Annotated in this window: 18 protein-coding genes; 3 read left to right on the plus strand and 15 right to left on the minus strand. The window is 68.7% G+C overall.

Features of this window, described 5'->3' with window-relative positions; genetic code table 11:
- Positions 1–6 precede the first annotated feature (6 nt).
- From Q5Z10_RS06895 to Q5Z10_RS06905, 3 genes are read right to left on the minus strand one after another with little or no spacing between them, the layout of a single operon-like run.
- Positions 7–1,446 (minus strand): efflux transporter outer membrane subunit, encoded by a 1,440-nt coding sequence (locus Q5Z10_RS06895; RefSeq protein WP_442758941.1) that lies wholly within the window; start codon positions 1,444–1,446, stop codon positions 7–9.
- Positions 1,443–3,401, minus strand: a complete 1,959-nt coding sequence (locus tag Q5Z10_RS06900; protein ID WP_303638507.1) for a MacB family efflux pump subunit — start codon at positions 3,399–3,401, stop codon at positions 1,443–1,445. Before Q5Z10_RS06900 ends, Q5Z10_RS06895 begins: the two co-directional genes overlap by 4 nt.
- The gene (locus tag Q5Z10_RS06905; RefSeq protein ID WP_303638508.1) at positions 3,398–4,636 is read right to left on the minus strand and encodes an efflux RND transporter periplasmic adaptor subunit; all 1,239 of its coding nucleotides are present in this window, start codon (positions 4,634–4,636) and stop codon (positions 3,398–3,400) included. Before Q5Z10_RS06905 ends, Q5Z10_RS06900 begins: the two co-directional genes overlap by 4 nt.
- A gap of 204 nt (positions 4,637–4,840) precedes the next feature.
- Here Q5Z10_RS06905 and Q5Z10_RS06910 point away from each other — a divergent pair, with 204 nt between their 5' ends.
- The 3 genes from Q5Z10_RS06910 to Q5Z10_RS06920 all read left to right on the plus strand — a co-directional run bounded on the left by Q5Z10_RS06910 (position 4,841) and on the right by Q5Z10_RS06920 (position 10,204).
- Positions 4,841–5,569 (plus strand): response regulator, encoded by a 729-nt coding sequence (locus Q5Z10_RS06910; protein WP_303638509.1) that lies wholly within the window; start codon positions 4,841–4,843, stop codon positions 5,567–5,569.
- Between the two features lie 6 nt (positions 5,570–5,575).
- Positions 5,576–6,985, plus strand: coding sequence for an ATP-binding protein (locus Q5Z10_RS06915; RefSeq protein WP_303638510.1), 1,410 nt, complete (start codon positions 5,576–5,578; stop codon positions 6,983–6,985).
- A gap of 195 nt (positions 6,986–7,180) precedes the next feature.
- On the plus strand, positions 7,181–10,204 hold the full coding sequence (locus Q5Z10_RS06920) for a two-component regulator propeller domain-containing protein (protein WP_442758942.1): 3,024 nt from the start codon (positions 7,181–7,183) through the stop codon (positions 10,202–10,204).
- A gap of 125 nt (positions 10,205–10,329) precedes the next feature.
- Here Q5Z10_RS06920 and rnt read toward each other — a convergent pair whose 3' ends face one another.
- From rnt to Q5Z10_RS06980, 12 genes are all read right to left on the minus strand, one after another.
- Positions 10,330–10,980 carry a ribonuclease T gene (gene rnt / locus Q5Z10_RS06925; RefSeq protein WP_442758943.1) on the minus strand — a complete coding sequence of 217 codons (651 nt, stop codon included), beginning with the start codon at positions 10,978–10,980 and terminating at the stop codon, positions 10,330–10,332.
- Between the two features lie 80 nt (positions 10,981–11,060).
- On the minus strand, positions 11,061–11,573 hold the full coding sequence (locus Q5Z10_RS06930; protein WP_303638511.1) for an HvfX family Cu-binding RiPP maturation protein: 513 nt from the start codon (positions 11,571–11,573) through the stop codon (positions 11,061–11,063).
- Positions 11,574–11,597: 24 nt separating this feature from the next.
- Positions 11,598–12,353, minus strand: a complete 756-nt coding sequence (locus Q5Z10_RS06935) for an HvfC family RiPP maturation protein (RefSeq protein ID WP_303638512.1) — start codon at positions 12,351–12,353, stop codon at positions 11,598–11,600.
- A complete protein-coding gene (locus Q5Z10_RS06940; RefSeq protein WP_303638513.1) occupies positions 12,346–13,221 on the minus strand; it encodes an HvfB family MNIO-type RiPP peptide maturase in 876 nt (291 codons plus the stop codon). The genes Q5Z10_RS06935 and Q5Z10_RS06940 overlap by 8 nt, the downstream gene beginning before the upstream one ends.
- On the minus strand, positions 13,208–13,585 hold the full coding sequence (locus Q5Z10_RS06945; protein ID WP_303638514.1) for an HvfA family oxazolone/thioamide-modified RiPP metallophore: 378 nt from the start codon (positions 13,583–13,585) through the stop codon (positions 13,208–13,210). The genes Q5Z10_RS06940 and Q5Z10_RS06945 overlap by 14 nt, the downstream gene beginning before the upstream one ends.
- Positions 13,586–13,776: 191 nt before the next feature.
- A complete protein-coding gene (gene phoU, locus Q5Z10_RS06950) occupies positions 13,777–14,484 on the minus strand; it encodes a phosphate signaling complex protein PhoU (protein WP_440138084.1) in 708 nt (235 codons plus the stop codon).
- Positions 14,485–14,581: 97 nt separating this feature from the next.
- Positions 14,582–15,412, minus strand: coding sequence for a phosphate ABC transporter ATP-binding protein PstB (pstB, locus tag Q5Z10_RS06955; protein WP_303639151.1), 831 nt, complete (start codon positions 15,410–15,412; stop codon positions 14,582–14,584).
- Positions 15,413–15,431: 19 nt separating this feature from the next.
- A complete protein-coding gene (pstA, locus tag Q5Z10_RS06960; protein ID WP_303638516.1) occupies positions 15,432–16,295 on the minus strand; it encodes a phosphate ABC transporter permease PstA in 864 nt (287 codons plus the stop codon).
- The gene (gene pstC, locus Q5Z10_RS06965) at positions 16,295–17,263 is read right to left on the minus strand and encodes a phosphate ABC transporter permease subunit PstC (protein ID WP_303638517.1); all 969 of its coding nucleotides are present in this window, start codon (positions 17,261–17,263) and stop codon (positions 16,295–16,297) included. Before pstC ends, pstA begins: the two co-directional genes overlap by 1 nt.
- An 82-nt stretch (positions 17,264–17,345) precedes the next feature.
- Entirely contained in the window at positions 17,346–18,434 is a 1,089-nt protein-coding gene (gene pstS, locus Q5Z10_RS06970; RefSeq protein WP_303638518.1) for a phosphate ABC transporter substrate-binding protein PstS, read from the minus strand.
- 387 nt (positions 18,435–18,821) lie between these two features.
- On the minus strand, positions 18,822–19,841 hold the full coding sequence (gene pstS, locus Q5Z10_RS06975) for a phosphate ABC transporter substrate-binding protein PstS (protein WP_303639152.1): 1,020 nt from the start codon (positions 19,839–19,841) through the stop codon (positions 18,822–18,824).
- 400 nt (positions 19,842–20,241) lie between these two features.
- Entirely contained in the window at positions 20,242–20,385 is a 144-nt protein-coding gene (locus tag Q5Z10_RS06980) for a hypothetical protein (protein WP_303638519.1), read from the minus strand.
- Positions 20,386–20,402 lie beyond the last annotated feature (17 nt).

Consider the following 20,402-nt stretch of genomic DNA (forward strand, 5'->3'; position numbering starts at 1 on the left):
AGTGCTTTACCCCGCGCTGCCGCCCAGCGCCTTGAACAGGGTCACGTCGTTGTTCAGCTGGCTCTGCCGCACCCGGGCCAGTGACAGTTCCGCGTCGCGACGGGTCTGCTGCGCTTCCAGCCAGGTGCGCAGGTCGGTGGCACCCACGCGGTAGCGCACTTCCTGCGCGCGCTCCACTTCCACCGCTTCATCGTACGAGGCCTGCGAGGCGGCGACCTGGCGGGTCAGCTGCTCGCGTGCCGACAGCGCGTTGTCCACTTCGGAAAGCGCGGTGTACAGCGTCTTGCGGAAGTTGGTCGCGGCGATCTGGTAGGCGGTACCGGCGATGTCCGTGTCCAGCTGCGCGCGCTGCAGGTTGAGGAACGGCAGCGACAGGCCCGCGCCCAGTGTCGCCACCGGGTTGCGCAGCACATCGCCCAGCGAGGTCGCACTGGAACCGAGGCTGCCGGTCAGGCTCAACGCAGGGTAGTACTGGGTTGCGGTGACCCGGATTGTCTTCAGGCTGTTGCGCAGGCGCAGCTCGGCGGCGCGCAGGTCGGGGCGGCGACCGAGCAGGTCGGCCGGCAGGCCTTCGCTGATGGCCGGGCTGCGCGCGTCCAGCAGGTTTTGCGGTTCGTCCTGCTGCGGCCAGGGGGTGCCGTCCAGCAGCACGGTCAGTGCGTTGCGCACTTCCACCCGCTGCTGTTCCAGCGCACTCTGCGCCGAGCGCTGCGATTGCAGGTTCTGCAGGGCCTGGCGCACTTCCAGCCGCGACACCGCGCCGGCATCGAAGCGCGCCTGCACCAGGTCGCGGGTGCGCTCCAGCCGCTCCAGGTTGGCCTGGCCGGTGGCGATCGACTGGTTGAGGTAGGCCAGCGCCCAGTACTGGCTGACGACGTCGCCGATCACCAGCAGCGCGGTGTTCTGCCGGTCCTCCTCGCTGGCCTCGGCCTCCCAGCGGGCGATGTCGCGCTGGGTGCGCAGGCGCCCCCACAGGTCGATCTCCCACCCCAGCGACACGCCGGTGGAGTAGCTGCGGCGCCAGTCGTCGGCCTGGTCGGTGGCGCGGCTGCCGCTGCCGCTCACGCCCGAAGAGGACGGCTGCGGCCACAGCGCGTTGCTGGCCAGCCCGGCCTGCAGGCGGGCGCGCTGCACGGCCAGGCCGGCGGCGCCGAGGTCGCTGTTGGCGGCCAGTGCGCGTGCGACCAGGCGGTCCAGACGTTCATCGCCGAAACCGGTCCACCAGGTGTCCTGGCGGATGTCGCGGGCAGGGGTGTCGAGGCTGCTGCGCGGGTCGTCGGCGGGCGTGTTGAGGCGCGCGTCACCGCGGCCATAGGTGGCGGCAACCTCCGGCGCCTGGACCGGGTAGCGCCCGGTCGAGGCACAGGCGGACAGGGCCAGCAGCACGGCGCCGGCCAGCAGCAGCCGCGAGCGGCGGGGAGAACAGAGGGGCATCATGGTCTTCATTCGCGGGCCAGGGCCTCCACCGGGTCGAGCTGGGCAGCGCTCCGCGCCGGCAGGAAACCGAATGCAACGCCGATCAGGGTCGAGCAGGCGAAGGCGGCAATGATGGAAGCGGTGGAGAACACCATCTGGAAGTCACTGGCGAAGCGGCCGATCAGCACACCCATCAACAGCGCCAGGCCGATCCCCAGCAGGCCGCCGAGCAGGCAGACCAGCACGGCTTCGATCAGGAACTGCCGGCGGATGTCGCTCTGCCGGGCGCCCACGGCCATGCGCACGCCGATCTCGCGGGTACGCTCGGTGACTGACACCAGCATGATGTTCATCACGCCGATGCCGCCGACCAGCAGCGCGATGGCCGCGATGGCGCCGATCAGCAGGGTCATGGTGCGGGTGGTCTGTTCGATGGTGTCGCGGATCTCGGCGCTGTTGCTGAGGAAGAAGTCCTCGGTGCCATGGCGCATGGTCAGCAGGCGGGTGACCGCTTCCTGCGCCGCGTCCATCGGTGTTTCATCGTTGACCCGCACGGTGATGCTGGAAACGTGGCGCTGCCCGAGCATGCGCGACATCACCGTGGTGTAGGGCACGAACACGCCCAGGCTGGTGCTGCCGCCGAAACCGAAGCTCTGCTTCTTGGCCACGCCGACCACCCGCACCGGCACGTTGCCGAGCAGGATCACCTGGCCGATCGGGTCGCTGTCGGGGAAGAACTGGGTGCGCGTGTTCTCGTCGATCACCGCGACCTGGGCCAGGCCCTTCACCGCATCGGTGTCGAAGAAGCTGCCACTGAGCAGGCTGACACCCTTGACCCGGAAGTACTGCTCGCCGACACCGCTGATCTGCGCGGTGGCCGATTGGTTGCGGTAACGCGCGGTGGCCGAACTGGACACGCTGGGCGTGGCGCTGTCCACGTAGCTCTGCCGTGACAGGGCGTCGGCGTCGCTGGCCTTGAGGGTCTGCACCCGCGCCGAACGCATGTCGCCAAACCCGCGGCCGGGGTAGACATCGATGGTGTTGGTGCCCAGCGCGCTGATGTTCTGCAGGATCTGCTGCTGCGAGCCGTTGCCCAGCGCCACCACCGATACCACCGAGGCGATGCCGATGATGATGCCGAGCATGGTCAGGAAGGTGCGCAGGCGATGGGCGTTCATCGCCAGCAGGGCCATGCGGAACGCCTCGGTGAAGCGGTCACGTGCTGCTTGCCAGCTGCTGCCGTGGGCCACGCCTGCACTGGGTTCGCGCCGGGCACGGTAGCTGGGCGCGTTCGGGTTGGTCCGGTCGGCGATGATCTCGCCGTCGCGGATCTCGATGATGCGCTGCGCGTGCTCGGCCACGCTCATGTCATGGGTGACGATGATGATGGTGTGGCCCTCGGCGTGCAGCTCGCCAAGGATGGCCATCACTTCCTCGCCGGATTTCGTGTCCAGCGCACCGGTCGGTTCGTCGGCCAGGATCACCTCGCCACCGTTCATCAACGCACGCGCGATCGATACGCGCTGCTGCTGGCCACCGGACAGCTGGCCGGGCTTGTGGTGCAGGCGGTCGGCCAGGCCCAGCCGCTGCAGCAGCTGCTCGGCACGCGCGGTGCGCACCGCGCCGGGGCTGCCGGCATAGACCGCCGGCACGGCCACATTGCCGCGCGCGTCCAGGTCGCCCAGCAGGTGGTAGCGCTGGAAGATGAAACCGAAGTGCTCGCGGCGCAGCTCGGCCAGTTCGTCGGGCGCCATCTTCCCTGTCTCACGGCCGGCCACCTGGTAACTGCCGCGGGTTGGACGGTCCAGGCAGCCGAGGATGTTCATCAGCGTGGACTTGCCCGACCCGGACTGGCCGACGATGGCCACCATCTCGCCGGCGTGGATATCCAGGTTGACGTCGCGCAGCACGGCGATGACGTCCTCGCCGGCCGGGAATTCACGGCGCAGGTCGCGCAGGCGCAGCAACGGCACCGTCGTGCTCATCGGCGTGGGCCCATGCCCGGGCCGCCGACCCGCATCTGCATGCCGCCACGGCCGCCACCGCTGGCGGCGGCAGCGCCGCCTTCGCCGACCACCACGCGCTCGCCTTCCGCCAGGCCGGACAGGATCTCGACGTTGGCGCCGTTGTTGATGCCGACCTTGACCCTGCGCGGCTGCGGCTGGCCCCGGTTATCGACCACGCGCACGATGCGGCCGCCATCGCGGGCCTTCGGCCCCAGCGCCACCGCCGGCACCATCAGCACGCCCTTGGCCTGTTTCAGCAGCACCGAGACCTGCGCGGTCATGTCGATGCGCAGGGTGCCATCCGGATTCTCCACGTCGAACAGCGCGTTGTAGTAGACCGCGCTGCTGGAACTGGAACTGGACGAGCTGCTGGAACTGGACGAACTCTCGCTGGCGATCGAGGCCGGCGCCGGATTGATCTGGCGCAGCGTGGCGTGGTACCTGCGGTCGGGGTCGCCCAGGGTGGTGAAGTACACCGGCATGCCGGCCTTGATCTTGACCACGTCGGCTTCGGACACCTCGGCGTTGACGGTGACCACGTCCAGCCGCGCCAGCATGACGATGGTCGGCGCGGTCTGGTTGGCATTCACCGTGCGGCCTTCTTCGGCCACCACCGCGACCACGGTGCCGTCCATCGGCGCCACGATGCGGGTGTAGGCCAGGTTGGCGCGGGCGGTGCCCAGCTCGGTTTCGCGGCCCTTGATCTGCGCTTCGTAGGACTGCAGCTGGGCGCGGGCGGTCTTCAGCTGCGCTTCGGCGGCGTCGTACTCCTGGCGCGACGTGGCCTCGGCGGCCAGCATCTGCTGCTGGCGGGCGAACTCCAGCTCGGCCTGGCGCAGCGTGGCCAGCTGCACCGCGCGCTGTGCGGTGACCTGGTCCAGCGAGGCCTGCGCGTTGAGCACCTGGTTCTGCTGGGTGGTGGCATCGATCTCGGCGATCAGGTCGCCTTCCTTCACCGTATCACCCAGCTGCACCTTCAGCGATTTGATCTGGCCCGAGGCCTGCGCGCCGACGCTGACCAGCTTGTAGGCATCGATCACGCCGGTGGCTTCGACCGTCTGTTCGATGTCGCCGCGGCTGACCGGGGTGGTGGCCAGGGCCGGTGCCGCCGGCTTGCGCAGAAGCCACCAGGCGCCCACGGCGGCGATCAGGACAAGCAGGGCGAGCAGCATCAGGCGGCCCTTGCGGGTCGCGGGCAACAGGCGGGAGATCACGTGGAGGCTTCACTCTGGGGGCCGCGTCGGCGGCGTTGGCAGGCATTGTGAAGATCGGGCGTCGGCGCACTCAATCCTCGGGGTATGTCCCTGTGTAACACTGTCTGCGAGACTGCGTGTCGGCAGGTATCCGGCGCAGGCGTGGATACAGTGGTACGTATTGGCCTGGATGCGGTTCAGCTGCCGACACGGGATGATCGCGAAATGGAGACTGAAAACCCGATGCATCGCTTGCTGATCGTCGACGACGACAACGATATCCGCACCCTGCTGGCCGAACAGCTCGGCCGCGCCGGCTACCAGGTCAGCACCGCGGCCGATGGCGCCAGCATGCGCCAGCTGCTGGAGCGCGAACACGTGGACCTGATCGTGCTGGACCTCAACCTGCCGCGCGAGGATGGCCTGACCCTGTGCCGCGACCTGCGCGCGCGCTCGAACACGCCGGTGATCATGCTGACCGCGCGCGCCGAGCCGATCGACCGCGTGCTGGGCCTGGAAATGGGCGCCGACGATTACCTGGCCAAGCCCTTCGAGCCACGCGAGCTGCTGGCGCGGATCCGCAACGTGCTGCGCCGGACCGAGGCGCTGCCGGCCAACCTGGAGCCGCTGGCGGTGCGCCGCGCGCGCTTCTCGCGCTGGATCTTCGACCTGGAACACCGCCATCTGGTGGATCCGGACGGCCGCGTGGTGGTGCTGTCCGGCGCCGAGTTCCGGCTGCTGCGGGTGTTCATCGCCCATGCCAACAAGGTGCTGTCGCGCGAGCAGCTGGTGGCGCTCAGCAGCGGCCGCAACTATGAAGCGCAGGACCGGGCGATCGACCTGCAGGTCAGCCGGCTGCGCAACAAGCTGGCCGATGACGGCGGTCCCGATGGCCTGATCAAGACCGTGCGCAACGAGGGCTACGTGCTGGCCTCGGCGGTCAACCTGGAATAAGCCGCGATGAAGCGCCTGCGCCACTTCCTGTCCTCGATGGTGGGACGGCTGTTCGTGATCCTGCTGCTGGGCATGAGCGTGGCCGCGATCGGCGCGACCATGCTGGCCAGTTCCAAGCGCCAGCAGGAGTTCGAGCGGCAGAACCTCAACCGCATCGCTGATCGCCTGCAGGGCTACATCAACCTGCTCGACGGCAACCCCGAGCTGCGCGAGCGGCTGCTGGAAGTGGGCGGCCCGAGCGTGCGTGCGTTGCAGCCGGGCGCGCGCATCGGGCGTGTCGACAAGGCGCTGATGGAAGTGCTGGAGGACCGGCCGGGCCCGGTGTCGCGCGCGCACGTGCATTTCGCCTCGTTCCGTTCGTGCATTCCCAAGCTGCAGGACCTGCTGCCGCCGCCGCCGCCGGGCCATCGCAAGCCACCACGCGAGCGCGATCCCACCTTCATTCCACCCAAGTGCCGGGCGGTGGACGTGGTGCTCAACGACGGCACGCTGCTGAAGCTGGCACTGGATTCGCCGGCGATCGCCCACAACGGCATTCTGGCGGTGGACCCGCTGTTCCTGACCCTGCTGGTGCTGGCCATCGCGGTGCTGGCCTACGTGGTGGCGCGCATGGCCAGCGCACCGCTGCAGGAGCTGGCCGCGGCCGCCGAGGACCTCGGCGATGACCTGCAGCGTGCGCCGCTGCCGCTGCGCGGGCCGCGTGAAGTGCAGCGTGCGGCGGAGGCCTTCAATGCCATGCAGCAGCGCCTGCAGCGGCACCTGGCGGAACGTACGCAGATGCTGGCAGCGATCACCCATGACCTGCAGACGCCGCTGACCCGGCTGCGCCTGCGCCTGGAGAACGTCACCGACGAGGCACTGCGCGAACGCCTGATCGGCGACCTGGCGGCAATGCAGGCGCTGGTGCGCGAGGGGCTGGAGCTGGCGCGCAGCGCCGAGAGTGCCGAACAACGTGCGGCGCTGGACCTGGATTCGCTGCTGGAAAGCATTGTCGAGGACTCGGCCGAAGATGGCGCCGACGTCGCCTTCGAAGGCGGCAGCGGCGCGCTGCTGATGCTGCGGCCGCTGGCCATGCACCGGTTGTTCTCCAACCTGGTGGACAACGCGGTGATGTACGCGCAGCGCGCCCGGGTACGGGTCGAGCGGGGCGATGGCACGATCACCGTGGTGATCGCCGACGACGGCCCGGGCCTGGCCGACGATCAGCTGGAGGCGGTGTTCGATCCGTTTGTGCGGGTGGAGACCTCGCGCTCGCGCGAGACCGGGGGGGCTGGCCTCGGGTTGACCATCGCGCGTGCCCTGGCCGAGAAGGACGGGGGCCGGCTGTGGCTGCGCAACCGCCCGCAGGGGGGGCTGGAAGCCGTGGTGCAGTGGCCGGCCAGCGCCGAGGTGGCGGCACCGGGGCGCGCCGGTTGAGGGACCGCTGGCAGCGGGCAGCACCGGCGCGGTGACGCCGCTGGTGGGGTTTGCCCTATCATCTGCGCACGTCCCCATCCTTCGTCCGATGAGCCTGCCTGTTCCTGCCGGCATGCCGCCCCGCGCGGCCCGGCTGCCCCTGTCCGCGCCTGTTGCCCCCGCCGGCAACCGCATCTGGTCGCTGCTGCTGCGCTGATGGGCGGGCCGGGGGCGGGCAGGTGCCGGGCGGGGCGCCATTTCGGAAGGAACCTCGGCCGGCTGCTGCGGCTGGGCGTGCTGTGGCTGTTGCTGGCGCTGGCCGCGCCGCTGGCCGCGCAGGGCGGGGCACCGCCGCTGCGCGACTACGCCATTGACGTGTGGACCTCGCGCAACGGCCTGCCGCACAACTCGCTGCGCGACATCGCGCAGACCCCGGAAGGCCACCTGTGGTTCGCCACCTGGGAAGGCCTGGTGCGCTACAACGGCCTGGATTTCACCGTATTCGACCGCAGCACCCGGCCGGGCCTGCGTGACAACGGCATCGGCGCGCTGCTGGTCGACCACCAGGGCGGCCTGTGGATCAGCGATTCGCGCGGCAATGTCAGCCATCGCGGCAGTGACGGCCAATGGCAGGTCTGGGAGCACCAGCCCGATACCCCGCAGGTGCTGATCCAGTCGATGCAGATGGACAGCCAGGGACGCCTGTGGCTGCTGTACGAGGGCAAGGGCATCGGCTACCTGACCGCGGACAAGGGCATCGTCTACCAGCCGCCACCGCCGGCACTGCCGATGGCGATGAGCTTCACCAAGATGGTGGTCGATGCCCAGGACCGGGTCTGGATCGGCACGCTCGACGGCCTGGTGCTGCGTGACAACGATGGCGTGCTCAAGCGCGCACCGGCCGCATGGGGCGTGGACAAGGGGCTGTCATGGCCCTACCGCGCACCCGACGGTGCGTTGTGGATCGTCGCCGGCGAACGCCTGTACCGGGTCGAGGACGACCGCCTGGTGCTGGTGCACCGCCTTCCGGGCCAGCTGCACCTGACCGCCATGCTGCAGGACCGGCATGGCGATGTCTGGCTGGGCACCGAAAACCAGGGCCTGCTGCGCATCTCGTCGCACGGCCTGGAACGCCTGCCGGCTGGACTGAACCTGCCCGGCGGCCGCGTGGTCAGCCTGCGCGAGGATGCCGAAGGCAGCATCTGGGTCGGTGCCAACGGCGGCCTGTACCGCCTGCGCGAAACCCTGTTCAGCAGCTACACCGAGCGCGACGGGCTCAGCGGCGACTACGTGCGCACGGTGTTCGAAGACCGCGACCGCCAGCTGTGGGTGGGCAGCGCCAGCGGCCTGGACCAGCAGACCGCGGATGGCCGCTTCCGCGCGATGCCGCTGCACAACCGCGGGGGCAAGGCGCCGTCGGTACTGAGCCTTGCCCAGGACCCGGGCGGCGACCTGTGGGTGGGCACCTTCGGCGACGGCATCTTCCGGCTATACCCGGACGGCCGCCTGCGCCGCAACTATGCGGCCGCGGAGGGCCTGCCGGGCGGCAACATCCGCGCGATCAGCGTCGATGCTTCCGGCGTGGTCTGGGCCGGCACGCAGAAGGGCGTGATCCGCATCGAAGGCGATTCGGTACGGGTTTCCACGCTGCCGGGGATGCCGGGAGGGCTGATCACCGCGCTCGAGCACGACCACCAGGGCAACCTGTGGATCGGCACCATCGAGGGCATACGGGTGCTGCGCGGCGACCACGTGCAGTCGATCGACCTGGCGCCGCTGGGCGGGGGCCGCAGCGTGTTCGGCTTCCACCAGATCGGCGACGCGATGTGGATCAGCAGCGACCGTGGCCTGTACCGCTGGCAGGACGGGCGCCTGGCCCGTGTCGGCCTGGAGCAGGGCATGCCGGTGGACGCGGTGTTCCAGCTGGTGCCCGACCGCTTGGGCAACGTCTGGATCAGCAGCAACCGCGGCGTGCTGCGCACCGACATGGCCACCCTCAACGCCGTGGCCGATGGCCGCGCGCCACGGGTGACGGTGGAGCGCTACAACGAGATCGATGGCATGGCCAACGCGCAGGCCAACGGCAGTTCCGGGCCCTCGGCGATCCTGCGCCAGGACGGCAGCTTCTGGGTGGTCACCGCCGGTGGCCTGAGCACGGTCGATCCACAGCGGCTGCAGCGTTTCCGCGAACGCCCGGCACCGCCGGCGGCGATCGAGAACGTGCAGGTCGACGGTGCACCGGTGCATTGGGAAGGCCCCGAACGCAACCTGGTCCCGGGCGGTCGCCGGCTGGCGGTGAGCTATGTCGGCCTGAGCTACCTGATGTCCGACCGCATCCGCTACCGCACCCGGCTCGATGGCCTGGACAGCAGCTGGGTGGAGCGTGGCCCGCAGCGCAGCGTGGAATTCGTCGGCCTGCCGCCGGGGGACTACACGCTGCATGTGGCGGCCTCGCACCCGGGCGGCAGCTGGGGCCAGCAGGAAGCGGTGTGGAGCTTCACCGTGGAGCCGTTCTGGTGGCAGCGACGCAGCGTGCAGGCATTGATCGGCCTGCTGCTGCTGGCCGCGCTGGTGGCGCTGTACCGCTTCCTGCTGCAGCAGTACAAGGCCAGCAACCTGCGCCTGGCGCGGCGCGTGGACGAAGCCACCTTCGACCTGCAGGCGCAGACCGTGCACCTGCAGGCGCTGAACCAGGAAAAGACCGAACTGGCCGAACGCCTGGCCCGCCAGGCCGAAGCGTTCGAGCGCCAGGCCCGCGAAGACGCGCTGACCACGCTCGCCAACCGCCGCGGCTTCGACGAAGCACTGGCCCGCGACTTCGCCCGCGCCCAGCGCAGCGGGCATCCGCTGTGCCTGGTGGTGCTGGACATCGATCACTTCAAGGACGTCAACGACACCTACAGCCACAGCATCGGCGATGCGGTGCTGGTGGAAGTGGCGCAGGTGATCGCCGCCGCCTGCCGCGATTCGGACCTGCCGGCGCGCACCGGCGGCGAAGAGTTCGCGCTGCTGCTCAATGACACCCGCCTGGAAGAGGCCGCACAGCTGTGCGCGCGCCTGCGCGGCCTGTTCCACGACCACCCGGACTGGGCCGGCGTGCCCGGACTGCGGGTGACCTTCAGTGCCGGCCTGGTGGAGCTGGACGCCGACGACCGCACCCCGGCGCTGCTCTACCAGCGTGCCGACCGCGCGCTGTACCGCGCGAAGAGCGACGGCCGGGATCGCACGAGCATCGGTTGATTGCATCCGCGCAGGGCGTGGAGGTGCCGCCGGCAATCGGTAGAGTCGAGCCATGCTCGACCATCGCGCCACAGCGCGGCAGAAGGCGCAGCCGAGCATGGCTCGGCTCTACAGAAAGAGCTGCTTTACCGCGGCCAGGCGTTGGCGATGGTGCAGAACAGCCGTGCGGTCTGCTCGGTGTCATACACCGCGCTGTGCGCCTCGTTGGCATCCCAGCCCAGCCCGGCCGCATTGGCCGCGCGTGCCAGCACGGTCTGGCCGTAGGCAATGCCGGCCAGGGTCACCGTGTCGAACACGCTGAACGGATGGAACGGGTTGCGCTTGTGCCCGGTGCGGGCCACGGCGGCGTTGACGAAGCCGAGATCGAAATGCGCGTTGTGGCCGACCAGGATGGCGCGCTGGCAGCCGTATTTCTTCATCGCCGCACGCACCGGGGTGAAGATGTGGTCCAGCGCGGCCTTCTCTTCCTTGGCGAGCCGGAACGGATGGTCGAGGATGATGCCGGTGACTTCCAGCGACTTCGGATCGATCTCCAGGCCCTCGGCCGGCACCACGTGGGCGCTGGCGGTCTGGCCGGGGTAGAGCAGGCCGTTCTCGTCCATCTCGATCGGTACGGCGGCGATTTCCAGCAGCGCGTTGCGCTGGCTGTCGAAACCGCCGGTCTCCACGTCCACCACCACCGGCAGGAAGCCGCGGAAGCGTTGCGACATCGCGCGCTGCGCCTGGGGTACTTCGGAAACGGGGGCGGCGGCAGGTGCGGGGGTGGGGTCGGTCATGCGAGGATTCTAGCAGAGCGACCCTGAGCGCCCGGCCAGCCGGATCGACCGCGGCCCGCGCGGGGCCGCCGCGTTGACCCTCATGCGGTGGCGGCGGGCGCGATCCGTCCAGGCCGCGCCAGAAGCGCATCCACGCTCAGCCTGCCGGCCCCGCTGAACATCAGCGGCAGCAGCATCGCCATGAACAGCAGCGGCAGCTTGAAGTTGCCGAAGCCCTGGTCGCTGATCGCATAGCCCATCGCCAGGTCCGCCAGCGAGTTCCACTCCATCGGCCAATGCACCGCATAGGTGGCCACCAGCGTCAGCACCAGCAGGCTGGCGGCGGCGAAACGGGTGCCGAAGCCGAGCAGCAGGCAGGCCGCGCCGACCAGTTCGAACCAGGTGGCCAGCTGCCAGTTCAGTGTGGCCGGCAACTGGTCGAACGGGAACGGAAACGCGTCCTGCAGGTCGGCGAACCAGTTCTGCCCGTGCAGTTTCTCGCGGCCGGATTCGAAGTATTCCCAGGCCAGCAGCAGGCGCAGGCCGAGCGGCGCCAACCAGGGGGCGAGACGGTCCAGCTGGCCGCGCGCGGCGGTCAGGGTCGGAAGGTTCATCAGGGGATCTCCGCGGGTCGGGGGTCAGGGCGGGGAGGTGAGCGGGCCGATCACGCCGGCCTGCAGGAACTGCTGCAGCAGCGCGGCACCGGGGCCGGCCAGTGCGTCTTCGGCCAGGCCATGCGCAGTGGCCAGGTGCTGCAGGTAGGCATGCCCGTCCAGCCCAGGCTGCTCGCCGATGCGCGACAGCAGGTCCACCGCCAATGGGCTGAGCGTGGCGAAGCGCACTTCGCCATCGGCCTGGCGGCGAACCAGCAGGCCGGTCGGTTCGCTGGGCGGATGCGCCGGCGCATCCCCGGCACCGAGCCGGTGCACCGGCCAGTGATACAGCAGCGGCCACGCCAGCGGCGAGCGCTGCAGCGGCACGCGCAGCGGATCGACATCGCCGGGCGCCGGAAGCGGCTCGGCCTGCAACTGATACAGCGCGGTCTCCACCCACTCGTAGTGGGCCAGCTCGGCCAGCGCGGGGTGTGGCAGCTGCGGCTGCGCCTGCAGCCATTGCACGAACTCGGCGGCCAGCCCGGTGAACAGCGGCGTCTGGCAGCGATGGCTGGCGAAGTAGTGGCGCACCAGGTCGCTCCAGGCCGATCCGCCGAGCAGGCGCACGCAGACCGGGAAGCCCGTGCTCAACAGGCCGAGCAGGTTGTTGAACAGCAGCCGCTGGTACACCGCCACCCGCCGTGGCTCCAGGCCGGGCGGTGCGGCCACCGCCTGCGGATCGCGCAGGTGCGCGGTGAAGGCATGCTGCTGTGCGCGCAGCGGGGTGGGCGCATCAGCCATGGGCGCTCCCGGCGTGGCTGGCCTGCAGGCGGCGGATGGTCTGCAGTTCGCCCTGCAGTTCGGCATAGGGCGGGAAATTGAAGTCGCGCTCGAGCAGGGTCGGGCGCGCGCCGATGCGTGCATAGGTCCGCGCCAGCAGCTCCCAGACCGGGTCGATCACCGCACTGCCGTGGGTATCGATCTTCAGGTCCGGGGCTTCGTCCAGATGTCCGGCCACGTGCAGGCAGACGATGCGCTGCGCAGGCAGGCCGGCGATGAAGGTGTCGGCGTCGTAGCCGTGATTGCAGGCGTTGACGTAGACATTGTTGACGTCCAGCAGCAGGTCGCAGTCGGCTTCGGCGAGCACGGCATTGGTGAAGGCCAGTTCGTCCATCGCCGGTTCCGGTGCCAGGTAGTAGGAGACGTTCTCCACTGCGATGCGGCGACCCAGCAGGTCCTGCACGCGGGCGATGCGGGCCGCGGTATGGCGCACGGCTTCGTCGGTGAACGGAATCGGCAGCAGGTCGTACAGGTGGCCGTCGTCACTGCAGTAGCTCAGGTGTTCGCTGTACAGCGGCACGCGGTGCTTCTCGAGGAACCGGCCGACCTGCTCGAGCAGCTGGGTATCCAGCGCTGCGCTGCCCCCCAGCGACAGTGACAGGCCGTGGCAGCTCAGCGGATGGCGCTGCGCCAGTTCGGCCAGCGCGTCACCGGCCGGGCCACCCACATCGATCCAGTTTTCCGGCGCGCATTCGAGGAAATCGAAATCGCCGGCCGGTGCATCGCGCAGCGGTTGCAGCAGCGCCCGGCGCAGCCCCAACCCGGCGGCCGCCGCAGGCAGCGGCAGCCGCGGGTGGACGACGCTGGCGCGTACCTCAGTGCTTGCCACCGCACTTGCCTTCGCCACACTTGCCTTCGGCCGCCTTCTTGTCGCCGGCCTTGGCACCTGCCTTGGCATCGGTGGCAGCGCCGCCCGCTGCCTTGCCCTTGTCGGCACCGCACTTGCCTTCACCACACTTGCCCTCGGCCGCCTTGCCCTTGTCACCGCCGCACTTGCCTTCAGCGCTCTTGCCGTCGGCGCCACACTTGCCTTCGGCGTGCTTGGCATCGGCTGCCTTCGCTGCCTGGCCAGCCACCAGGTAGCCCTGGGCAAGGTCGGTCATGCTCAGGGCCGAAGCACTGGCAGTCACGCCCAGGCCTGCGGCCAGGGCGGTGGCGGTCAGCAGGGACAGGGTCTTGTTGGAACTGCTCATCGGTCGTACTCCTTGGGTGGTGGGCAGGTGCCCGGGGTGAAACGATGGTGCAGCGATCCTACTCAAGGAATCCTCGCCAAGAACTCAATTTTTCGTGAGGTTTGCCGCCACCGCGCCACAGGCAGACAAAAAAGGCCCCTGTCGCGTGGACAGGGGCCCTCTGCAGCCGGTTTCGATGTTGCAGTGCGGTATCAGACGTGGTCGGTGCTGGAGGTCTCGTCGCGCTTCTCGCGCGGCGGCAGCGGCTGTTCGCCGTGCACGAGGAACCACACGTTCTCGGCGATGTTGGTGGCGTGGTCGCCCACCCGCTCCAGGTTCTTGGCCATGAACAGCAGGTGCGTGCACGGGGTGATGTTGCGCGGGTCTTCCATCATGTAGGTCAGCAGCTCGCGGAACAGGGCGGTGTACTGCGCATCCAGGCGGGCGTCATCCTCGCGCAGCGCCAGCGCCGCTTCGGCGTCGTTGTCGCGGTAGGCCGCGATGGCACGACGGACCTGCTGTGCAGCCAACCGGCCCAGTGCGCGCAGGCCCTGGATCTGCGGCAGCGGCGGCACCTTGCCCAGCGCGATCGAACGCTTGGCAACGTTGGCCGCGTAGTCGCCGATGCGCTCGATGTCGGCGGGGATGCGCAGGCCGGCCAGGATCTCGCGCAGGTCGCGGGCCATCGGGCCGCGCAGTGCCAGGCGCATCACATCGTGACTGATCTGCTGTTCCAGCGCGTCGATCGCTTCGTCGTTGGCGATGATGCGATGGGCGGCGTTCTCGTCGCGCTTCTCGATGACGTCCATCGACGCCTCGAGCTGGGCGACGGCCATCTCGCCCATGCGCACGATCTCGGCCACCAGGCGCTGCTGCTCTTCGTCGTAGCTCTTGACGATGTGGTCGTTGGGAAGGTTCATGGTCATTCCACTCTGTAGAGTCGAGCCCTGCTCGACTGGCGTTGTCTGTAGAGTCGAGCGATGCCCGACTGACATTGTCTGTCTCTCGACCGGCGTTTCAGCCGAAGCGACCGGTGATGTAGTCTTCGGTCTGCTGCTTGGACGGCTGCGAGAAGATCACTTCGGTGCGGTCATGCTCGATCAGGTCGCCCAGGTACATGAAGGCGGTGTAGTCGGACACGCGCGCGGCCTGCTGCATGTTGTGGGTCACGATCACGATGGTGTACTCGTGCTTCAGTTCTTCCACCAGCTGCTCGATGCGGCTGGTGGAGATCGGATCCAGCGCCGAGGTCGGCTCGTCCAGCAGCAGCACCGACGGGCGCAGGGCCACGGCACGGGCGATGCACAGGCGCTGCTGCTGGCCGCCGGACAGGCCCAGCGCGCTCTGGTTGAGCTTGTCCTTCACCTCGTCCCACAGCGCGCCCTGGCGCAGCGCCTGCTCGACGCGGTCGGCCATGTCGGCCTTGGACAGCTTCTCGTGGTGGCGGATGCCATAGGCCACGTTCTCGAAGATGGTCATCGGGAACGGCACCGGCTTCTGGAACACCATGCCCACCTTGCTGCGCAGGCGGTTCATCGGGTACTTCGGCGACAGGATGTTCTCGCCGTCCAGCAGCACTTCGCCGCGTGCTTCCAGCTTCGGGTACAGCGCGTAGATGCGGTTGAAGATGCGCAGCAGGGTCGACTTGCCGCAACCGGAGGGCCCGATCAGCGCGGTCACGCGCTTTTCCGGAATCTCCAGGTTGATGCCCTTCAGGGCGTGGAACTTGTCGTAGTAGAAGTCCAGACCACGCGCAGCCAGCTTGACCGGCGACGGCGCGTGCAGGTTCTCGTGCGAGGCCGGCACGGCGATGCGCTGCATCGGCACGGCGTTGGAAAGGTCGTTCATGGCGGTATCCACGGAAAGGTCAGTCATGGGAGATGCGGTTGCGCAGCAGGATGCCGCGGGCGGCAAGGCTGACCAGCAACACGAAGACAGTCAGCACCAGGGCACCGGCCCAGGCCAGTACCTGCCAGGATTCATACGGGCTGCCGGCGAACTGGTTCATCACCACCGGCACCGAAGCCATCGGCTGGAACACGTTGCTGTTCCAGTACTGGTTGCCGAAGGCGGTGAACAGCAGCGGCGCGGTTTCACCGGAGATGCGGGCCAGCGCCAGCAGGATGCCGGTGATGATGCCGGCCGAGGCACTGCGGTAGAGCACCTGCACGATCACCTTCCACTGCGGGATGCCCAGCGACAGCGCGGCCTCGCGCATCTGCGAAGGCACCAGGCGCAGCATCTCGTCGGTGGTGCGCACCACCACCGGCAGCACGATGAAGGCCAGCGACAGCGCACCGGCGAAGGCGGAGAAGTTGCCACCGGTCTGCATCACGTACAGGGTGTAGACGAACAGGCCCAGCACGATCGACGGTGCCGACAGCAGGATGTCGTTGACGAAGCGGACCACGGTGCCGGCCTTGCGGGCGTTGCCGTACTCGGCCAGCCAGGTGCCGGCCAGCACGCCCAGCGGGGTGCCGATGCCGATCGCCAGCGCGCACATCACCGCGCTGCCGAAGAAGGCGTTGGCCAGGCCGCCTTCCTGCATCGGCGGCGGCGTCATCTTGGTGAACAGATCCAGATTGATGCCGGCCAGGCCCTTGGCCGCCAGGGTGAACAGGATCCAGCCCAGGAAGAACAGGCCGAACAGGGCAGTGGCGCAGGACAGCGTGATCGCAACGACGTTGCCGATGCGACGGCGCAGGTACAGGGAGTCAGCGGTGCTGGACATCAGTTGCCCTCCTTGCGGGACAGGCGCATCAGCATCAGACGGGCGATGGCGAGCACCACGAAGGTGACGATGAAGAGGACGAAGCCGAGCAGCAGCAGCGCCGAGCGGTAGGTTTCGGTGGCTTCACCGAAGTCGTTGGCGATCAGCGCGGCGATGGTGGTGCCCGGTTCCAGCAGCGACGGCGACAGCCGCACGCTGTTGCCGATCACGAAGGCCACGGCCATGGTCTCGCCCAGCGCACGGCCGAGGCCGAGGAACACACCGCCGATCACCGCCGAGCGGGTGTAGGGCAGCACGATGTCCCAGCTGACTTCCCACTTGGTCGAACCGAGCGCGTAGGCCGATTCCTTCAGCCGGGTCGGCACGGTCAGGAACACTTCGCGCATCACCGAGGAGATGAAGGGGATGACCATGATGGCCAGCACGAAGCCGGCGGTGAGCATGCCGATGCCCAGCGGCGGGCCCTGGAACAGCGGGCCGATGACCGGCCATTCGCCCAGGGTTTCGTTGAGGAACGGGGTTACGTACTCGGTCATCACCGGCACCAGCACGAACAGGCCCCACATGCCGTAGATGATCGAGGGGATGCCCGCCAGCAGTTCGATGGCGGTACCGACCGGGCCGCGCAGCCAGCGCGGGGCGACTTCGGTCAGGAAGAAGGCGATGCCGAAGCTGACCGGCACGGCGATGACCATCGCGATCAGCGCGGTGACCAGGGTGCCGTAGATCGGAGCGAGCGCGCCGAACTTGTTCTCGACCGGATTCCAGTCGGACGAGAAGAAGAAGCTGAGGCCTTGCATCTGCAGGGCATGACGGCCGCCCCACAGCATCGACAGCGCGGCACAGGCCAGCGCGATCAGGACGAAAATGACGGTGCCGACCAGCACCCATCGGAACAGTTTGTCGTTGCGGGCATCACGCGTATCACGCGTGGACGGGGCTGCTACAGGCTGGGCGATGGCATTCATGGGGACGGCAGGGCCAGGAAGGGGCGGGGCGGCACGATGTGCAGGAGACGGTGCCCGCGCAGGGCGGGCACCGTCGGGTCCATCACTTCAGTTCGGTCGCCCAGTAGGCTTCGATCTGCTTGACCAGCTCGGCCGGCAGCGGCACGTAGTGCAGCTCGTTGGCCTGGGCCTGGCCGCTTTCGAAGGCCCACTTGAAGAACGCCAGGGCATCCTGGTTGCGCTTGGCATCCTTCGGCTGCTTCTGCATCAGCATGAAGTTGGTGGCGGTGATCGGCCACGCCTGCTCGCCCGGGGCGTTGGTGATGACCAGGTTGAAGTCCTTGGCGCTGGCCCAGTCGGCGCTGGCGGCCGCGGCGGCGAAGGTTTCCGCGCTCGGCTGCACCCAGGTGCCGGCGGCGTTCTGCAGCGAGGTGTACGGCATCGCGTTCTGCAGCGCATAGGCCAGCTCGACGTAGCCGATCGAACCCTTGATCTGCTTCACATACGACGCCACGCCTTCATTGCCCTTGCCACCCACGCCGTCCGGCCACTGCACCGAGGTGCCTTCGCCGACCTTGGTCTTCCACTCCGGGCTGACCTTGGACAGGTAGTTGGAGAAGTTGAAGGTGGTGCCCGAACCATCCGAACGGTGGACCAGGGTGATCTTGCCGTCCGGCAGGGTCACGCCCGGATTGGCGGCGACGATGGCCGGGTCGTTCCAGGTCTTGACCTTGCCCAGGAAGATGTCGGCCAGCAGGGCGCCGCTCAGGCGCAGCTTGCCGGCTTCCAGGCCGTCGATGTTGACCACCGGAACCACGCCGCCGATGGCCGACGGGAACTGCGCCAGGCCGGCCTGGGCCAGCTCTTCGCTGCTCAACGGCTTGTCGGACGAACCGAAGTCGACGGTGCCGGCCTTGATCTGGGCGATGCCGCCACCCGAACCGATCGACTGGTAGTTGATCTTGGCGCCGGTGGCCGCGTTGTAGTCGGCCGACCACTTGGACACCAGCGGGTAGATGAAGGAAGCGCCGGCGCCGGAAACTTCAGCGCTGACCTTGGCACCGGCGGCGGCCGGGGCGGCGGCGCCGTCGGCGGTGGGCTGCTGCGCTGCCGGCTTGTCGCCACCGCAGGCCGACAGGCCCAGGGCGATGGCCAGGGAAAGGGCGGCAAGGCCGGCCGAGTGCAGTTTCATGGTCACTCCATAGCGGGATAGAGCCGACGGTGTCGGCGGATGCGGCTATGAAATGATGTTTTTGTTACAGCCGTATGACGTCCATGACAGAGGTGTCCTGGATCACGTTCCGACAAGGGTTTCGCCGTGCGGGCGGCCCTCCTGCGGGGCCCGCGGATGCCCGGATCTGCGCACGCACCGGACCGCCGCAGGCCGGGCTTGCCGCGTGCCCCGGGCCAGACCCTGAGCGGTCCGCCCGGGTTGGGCCGCAGGCGCAACGGCGTTGCACGGGCCCCCAACCGCCCCCGGAAAACAAGAAGAGCGCGAGATCTCGAGGATCTCGCGCCCGGTGGGGCCGGCGGGGGAGAGAGGACCCGCCGGCCCCGTTCCTGCGGGGGAACGCCTTGCTCAGTACTTCAGGTTCTGGGTCCAGTAGGTCTCGATCTGGCGCACCAGCGTGTCCGGCAGCGGCACGTAGTCCAGCTGCTTGGCCTGGGCGTCGCCGTTCTTGTAGATCCAGCGGAAGAATTCCTGCGTCGCCTTGGCACCGGCCACGTTCTTCGGCTGCTTGCGCACCAGGATGAAGTTGGTGGCGGTGATCGGCCAGGCATCGGCGCCCGGGGCGTTGGTCATCACCAGGTAGAAGTCGCGGGCGTTGGCCCAGTCAGCGCTGGCCGCAGCGGCCGAGAACGAGGCGTCCGACGGCTGCACGATCTTGCCGGCCGCATTCTTCATCGCCGCGTAGGACATCTTGTTCTGCAGCGCGTAGGACAGTTCGACGTAGCCGATGCCGCCCTTGATCTGCTTCACATAGGCAGCGACGCCTTCGTTGCCCTTGCCGCCGATGCCGGCCGGCCACTGCACCGAGGTGCCTTCACCGACCTTGCTCTTCCACTCCGGGCTGACCTTGGACAGGTAGTTGACGAAGTTGAAGGTGGTGCCCGAACCGTCCGAACGGTGGACGATGGTGATCTTGGCGTTGGGCAGGGTCAGGCCGCTGTTCAGGGCAGCGATGGCCGGGTCGTTCCAGGTCTTGATCTTGCCGAGGAAGATGTTGGCCAGGGTCGGGCCATCCAGCTTCAGCGCGCCCGGGGCGACGCCAGCCACGTTGATGACCGGCACCACGCCGCCGATGACCGACGGGAACTGGGCCAGGCCCGCAGCCGCCAGCTCTTCCGGCTTCAGCGGTGCGTCGGACGAACCGAAGTCGACGGTCGCGGCCTTGATCTGCGCGATGCCACCGCCGGAACCAATCGACTGGTAGTTGACCTTCTTGCCGGTGGCGGTGCTGTAGTCCGCGGACCACTTGGACATGACCGGGTAGATGAACGAGGCGCCCGCGCCGGTGACATCGGCGGCGTTGGCGGCAAACACGGACGACGCGGCCAGAATGGCGACGGCAGCGCGTGACTTGAAGGCGTGGATCACGGAGAGGCTCCTGGGGTGGTCGAGGGGCGGCTGCCCGACGTTTCGGTGCACATTCCATAACGGTTCCGTGACACGCCCGCGTCTGTCATATGACGCAAACATGACAGGCGTCATGGCGGCACCAACGGCGCGGGTCTCGGCATCCAGTTGCCAGCGCGCGGTATCCAGCGCAAGCCCGGAAAAGCGCATGGCATCGCTGCTGACCGCAGCGGCCACGCGGACCCAGGCCAGCGGGCGGCGGCTGGCGGTGTCCAGCAGCAGGAGGTCGAGGTCACCGCCGCAGACGTCCTCGCCGGCCGGCGCGTCCCACTGCGCCACGGCCAGCAGGGGGGGGCCGGGCTGCGCGGGCACCGCGCGGCAGCTGCGGGTAGGCGGCCGCACGCACTGCATCGGCATCGTCTCAGGCGTGCGCCGCCGAGGGCACAGCGGCCAGCAGGCTGCAGCACTGCACGCTGCAGCACAGCACGCTGCAGCACAGCAGGCTGCCGCACAGCAGGCCGTCGCACAGCAGCCCGGTGCGGCGCAGGGCAGGGCGTGAAGGCATCGCGGACATCCGTATCA

The organism is Stenotrophomonas sp. 704A1 (genome assembly GCF_030549525.1).
In the GTDB taxonomy this organism is placed as follows: Bacteria; Pseudomonadota; Gammaproteobacteria; order Xanthomonadales; family Xanthomonadaceae; genus Stenotrophomonas; species Stenotrophomonas tuberculopleuritidis.

Coding starts and splice junctions, on each gene's coding strand:
- Q5Z10_RS06895 (WP_442758941.1), bottom strand. CDS start 1,446: ATGAAGACCATGATGCCCCTCTGTTCTCCCCGCCGCTCGCGGCTGCTG.
- Q5Z10_RS06945 (WP_303638514.1), bottom strand. CDS start 13,585: ATGAGCAGTTCCAACAAGACCCTGTCCCTGCTGACCGCCACCGCCCTG.
- Q5Z10_RS06935 (WP_303638512.1), bottom strand. CDS start 12,353: ATGGCTGATGCGCCCACCCCGCTGCGCGCACAGCAGCATGCCTTCACC.
- Q5Z10_RS06900 (WP_303638507.1), bottom strand. CDS start 3,401: ATGAGCACGACGGTGCCGTTGCTGCGCCTGCGCGACCTGCGCCGTGAA.
- rnt (WP_442758943.1), bottom strand. CDS start 10,980: ATGACCGACCCCACCCCCGCACCTGCCGCCGCCCCCGTTTCCGAAGTA.
- Q5Z10_RS06930 (WP_303638511.1), bottom strand. CDS start 11,573: ATGAACCTTCCGACCCTGACCGCCGCGCGCGGCCAGCTGGACCGTCTC.
- Q5Z10_RS06920 (WP_442758942.1), top strand. CDS start 7,181: ATGGGCGGGCCGGGGGCGGGCAGGTGCCGGGCGGGGCGCCATTTCGGA.
- pstC (WP_303638517.1), bottom strand. CDS start 17,263: ATGAATGCCATCGCCCAGCCTGTAGCAGCCCCGTCCACGCGTGATACG.
- pstB (WP_303639151.1), bottom strand. CDS start 15,412: ATGAACGACCTTTCCAACGCCGTGCCGATGCAGCGCATCGCCGTGCCG.
- Q5Z10_RS06915 (WP_303638510.1), top strand. CDS start 5,576: ATGAAGCGCCTGCGCCACTTCCTGTCCTCGATGGTGGGACGGCTGTTC.
- Q5Z10_RS06910 (WP_303638509.1), top strand. CDS start 4,841: ATGGAGACTGAAAACCCGATGCATCGCTTGCTGATCGTCGACGACGAC.
- phoU (WP_440138084.1), bottom strand. CDS start 14,484: ATGAACCTTCCCAACGACCACATCGTCAAGAGCTACGACGAAGAGCAG.
- pstS (WP_303638518.1), bottom strand. CDS start 18,434: ATGAAACTGCACTCGGCCGGCCTTGCCGCCCTTTCCCTGGCCATCGCC.
- Q5Z10_RS06980 (WP_303638519.1), bottom strand. CDS start 20,385: ATGCCTTCACGCCCTGCCCTGCGCCGCACCGGGCTGCTGTGCGACGGC.
- pstA (WP_303638516.1), bottom strand. CDS start 16,295: ATGTCCAGCACCGCTGACTCCCTGTACCTGCGCCGTCGCATCGGCAAC.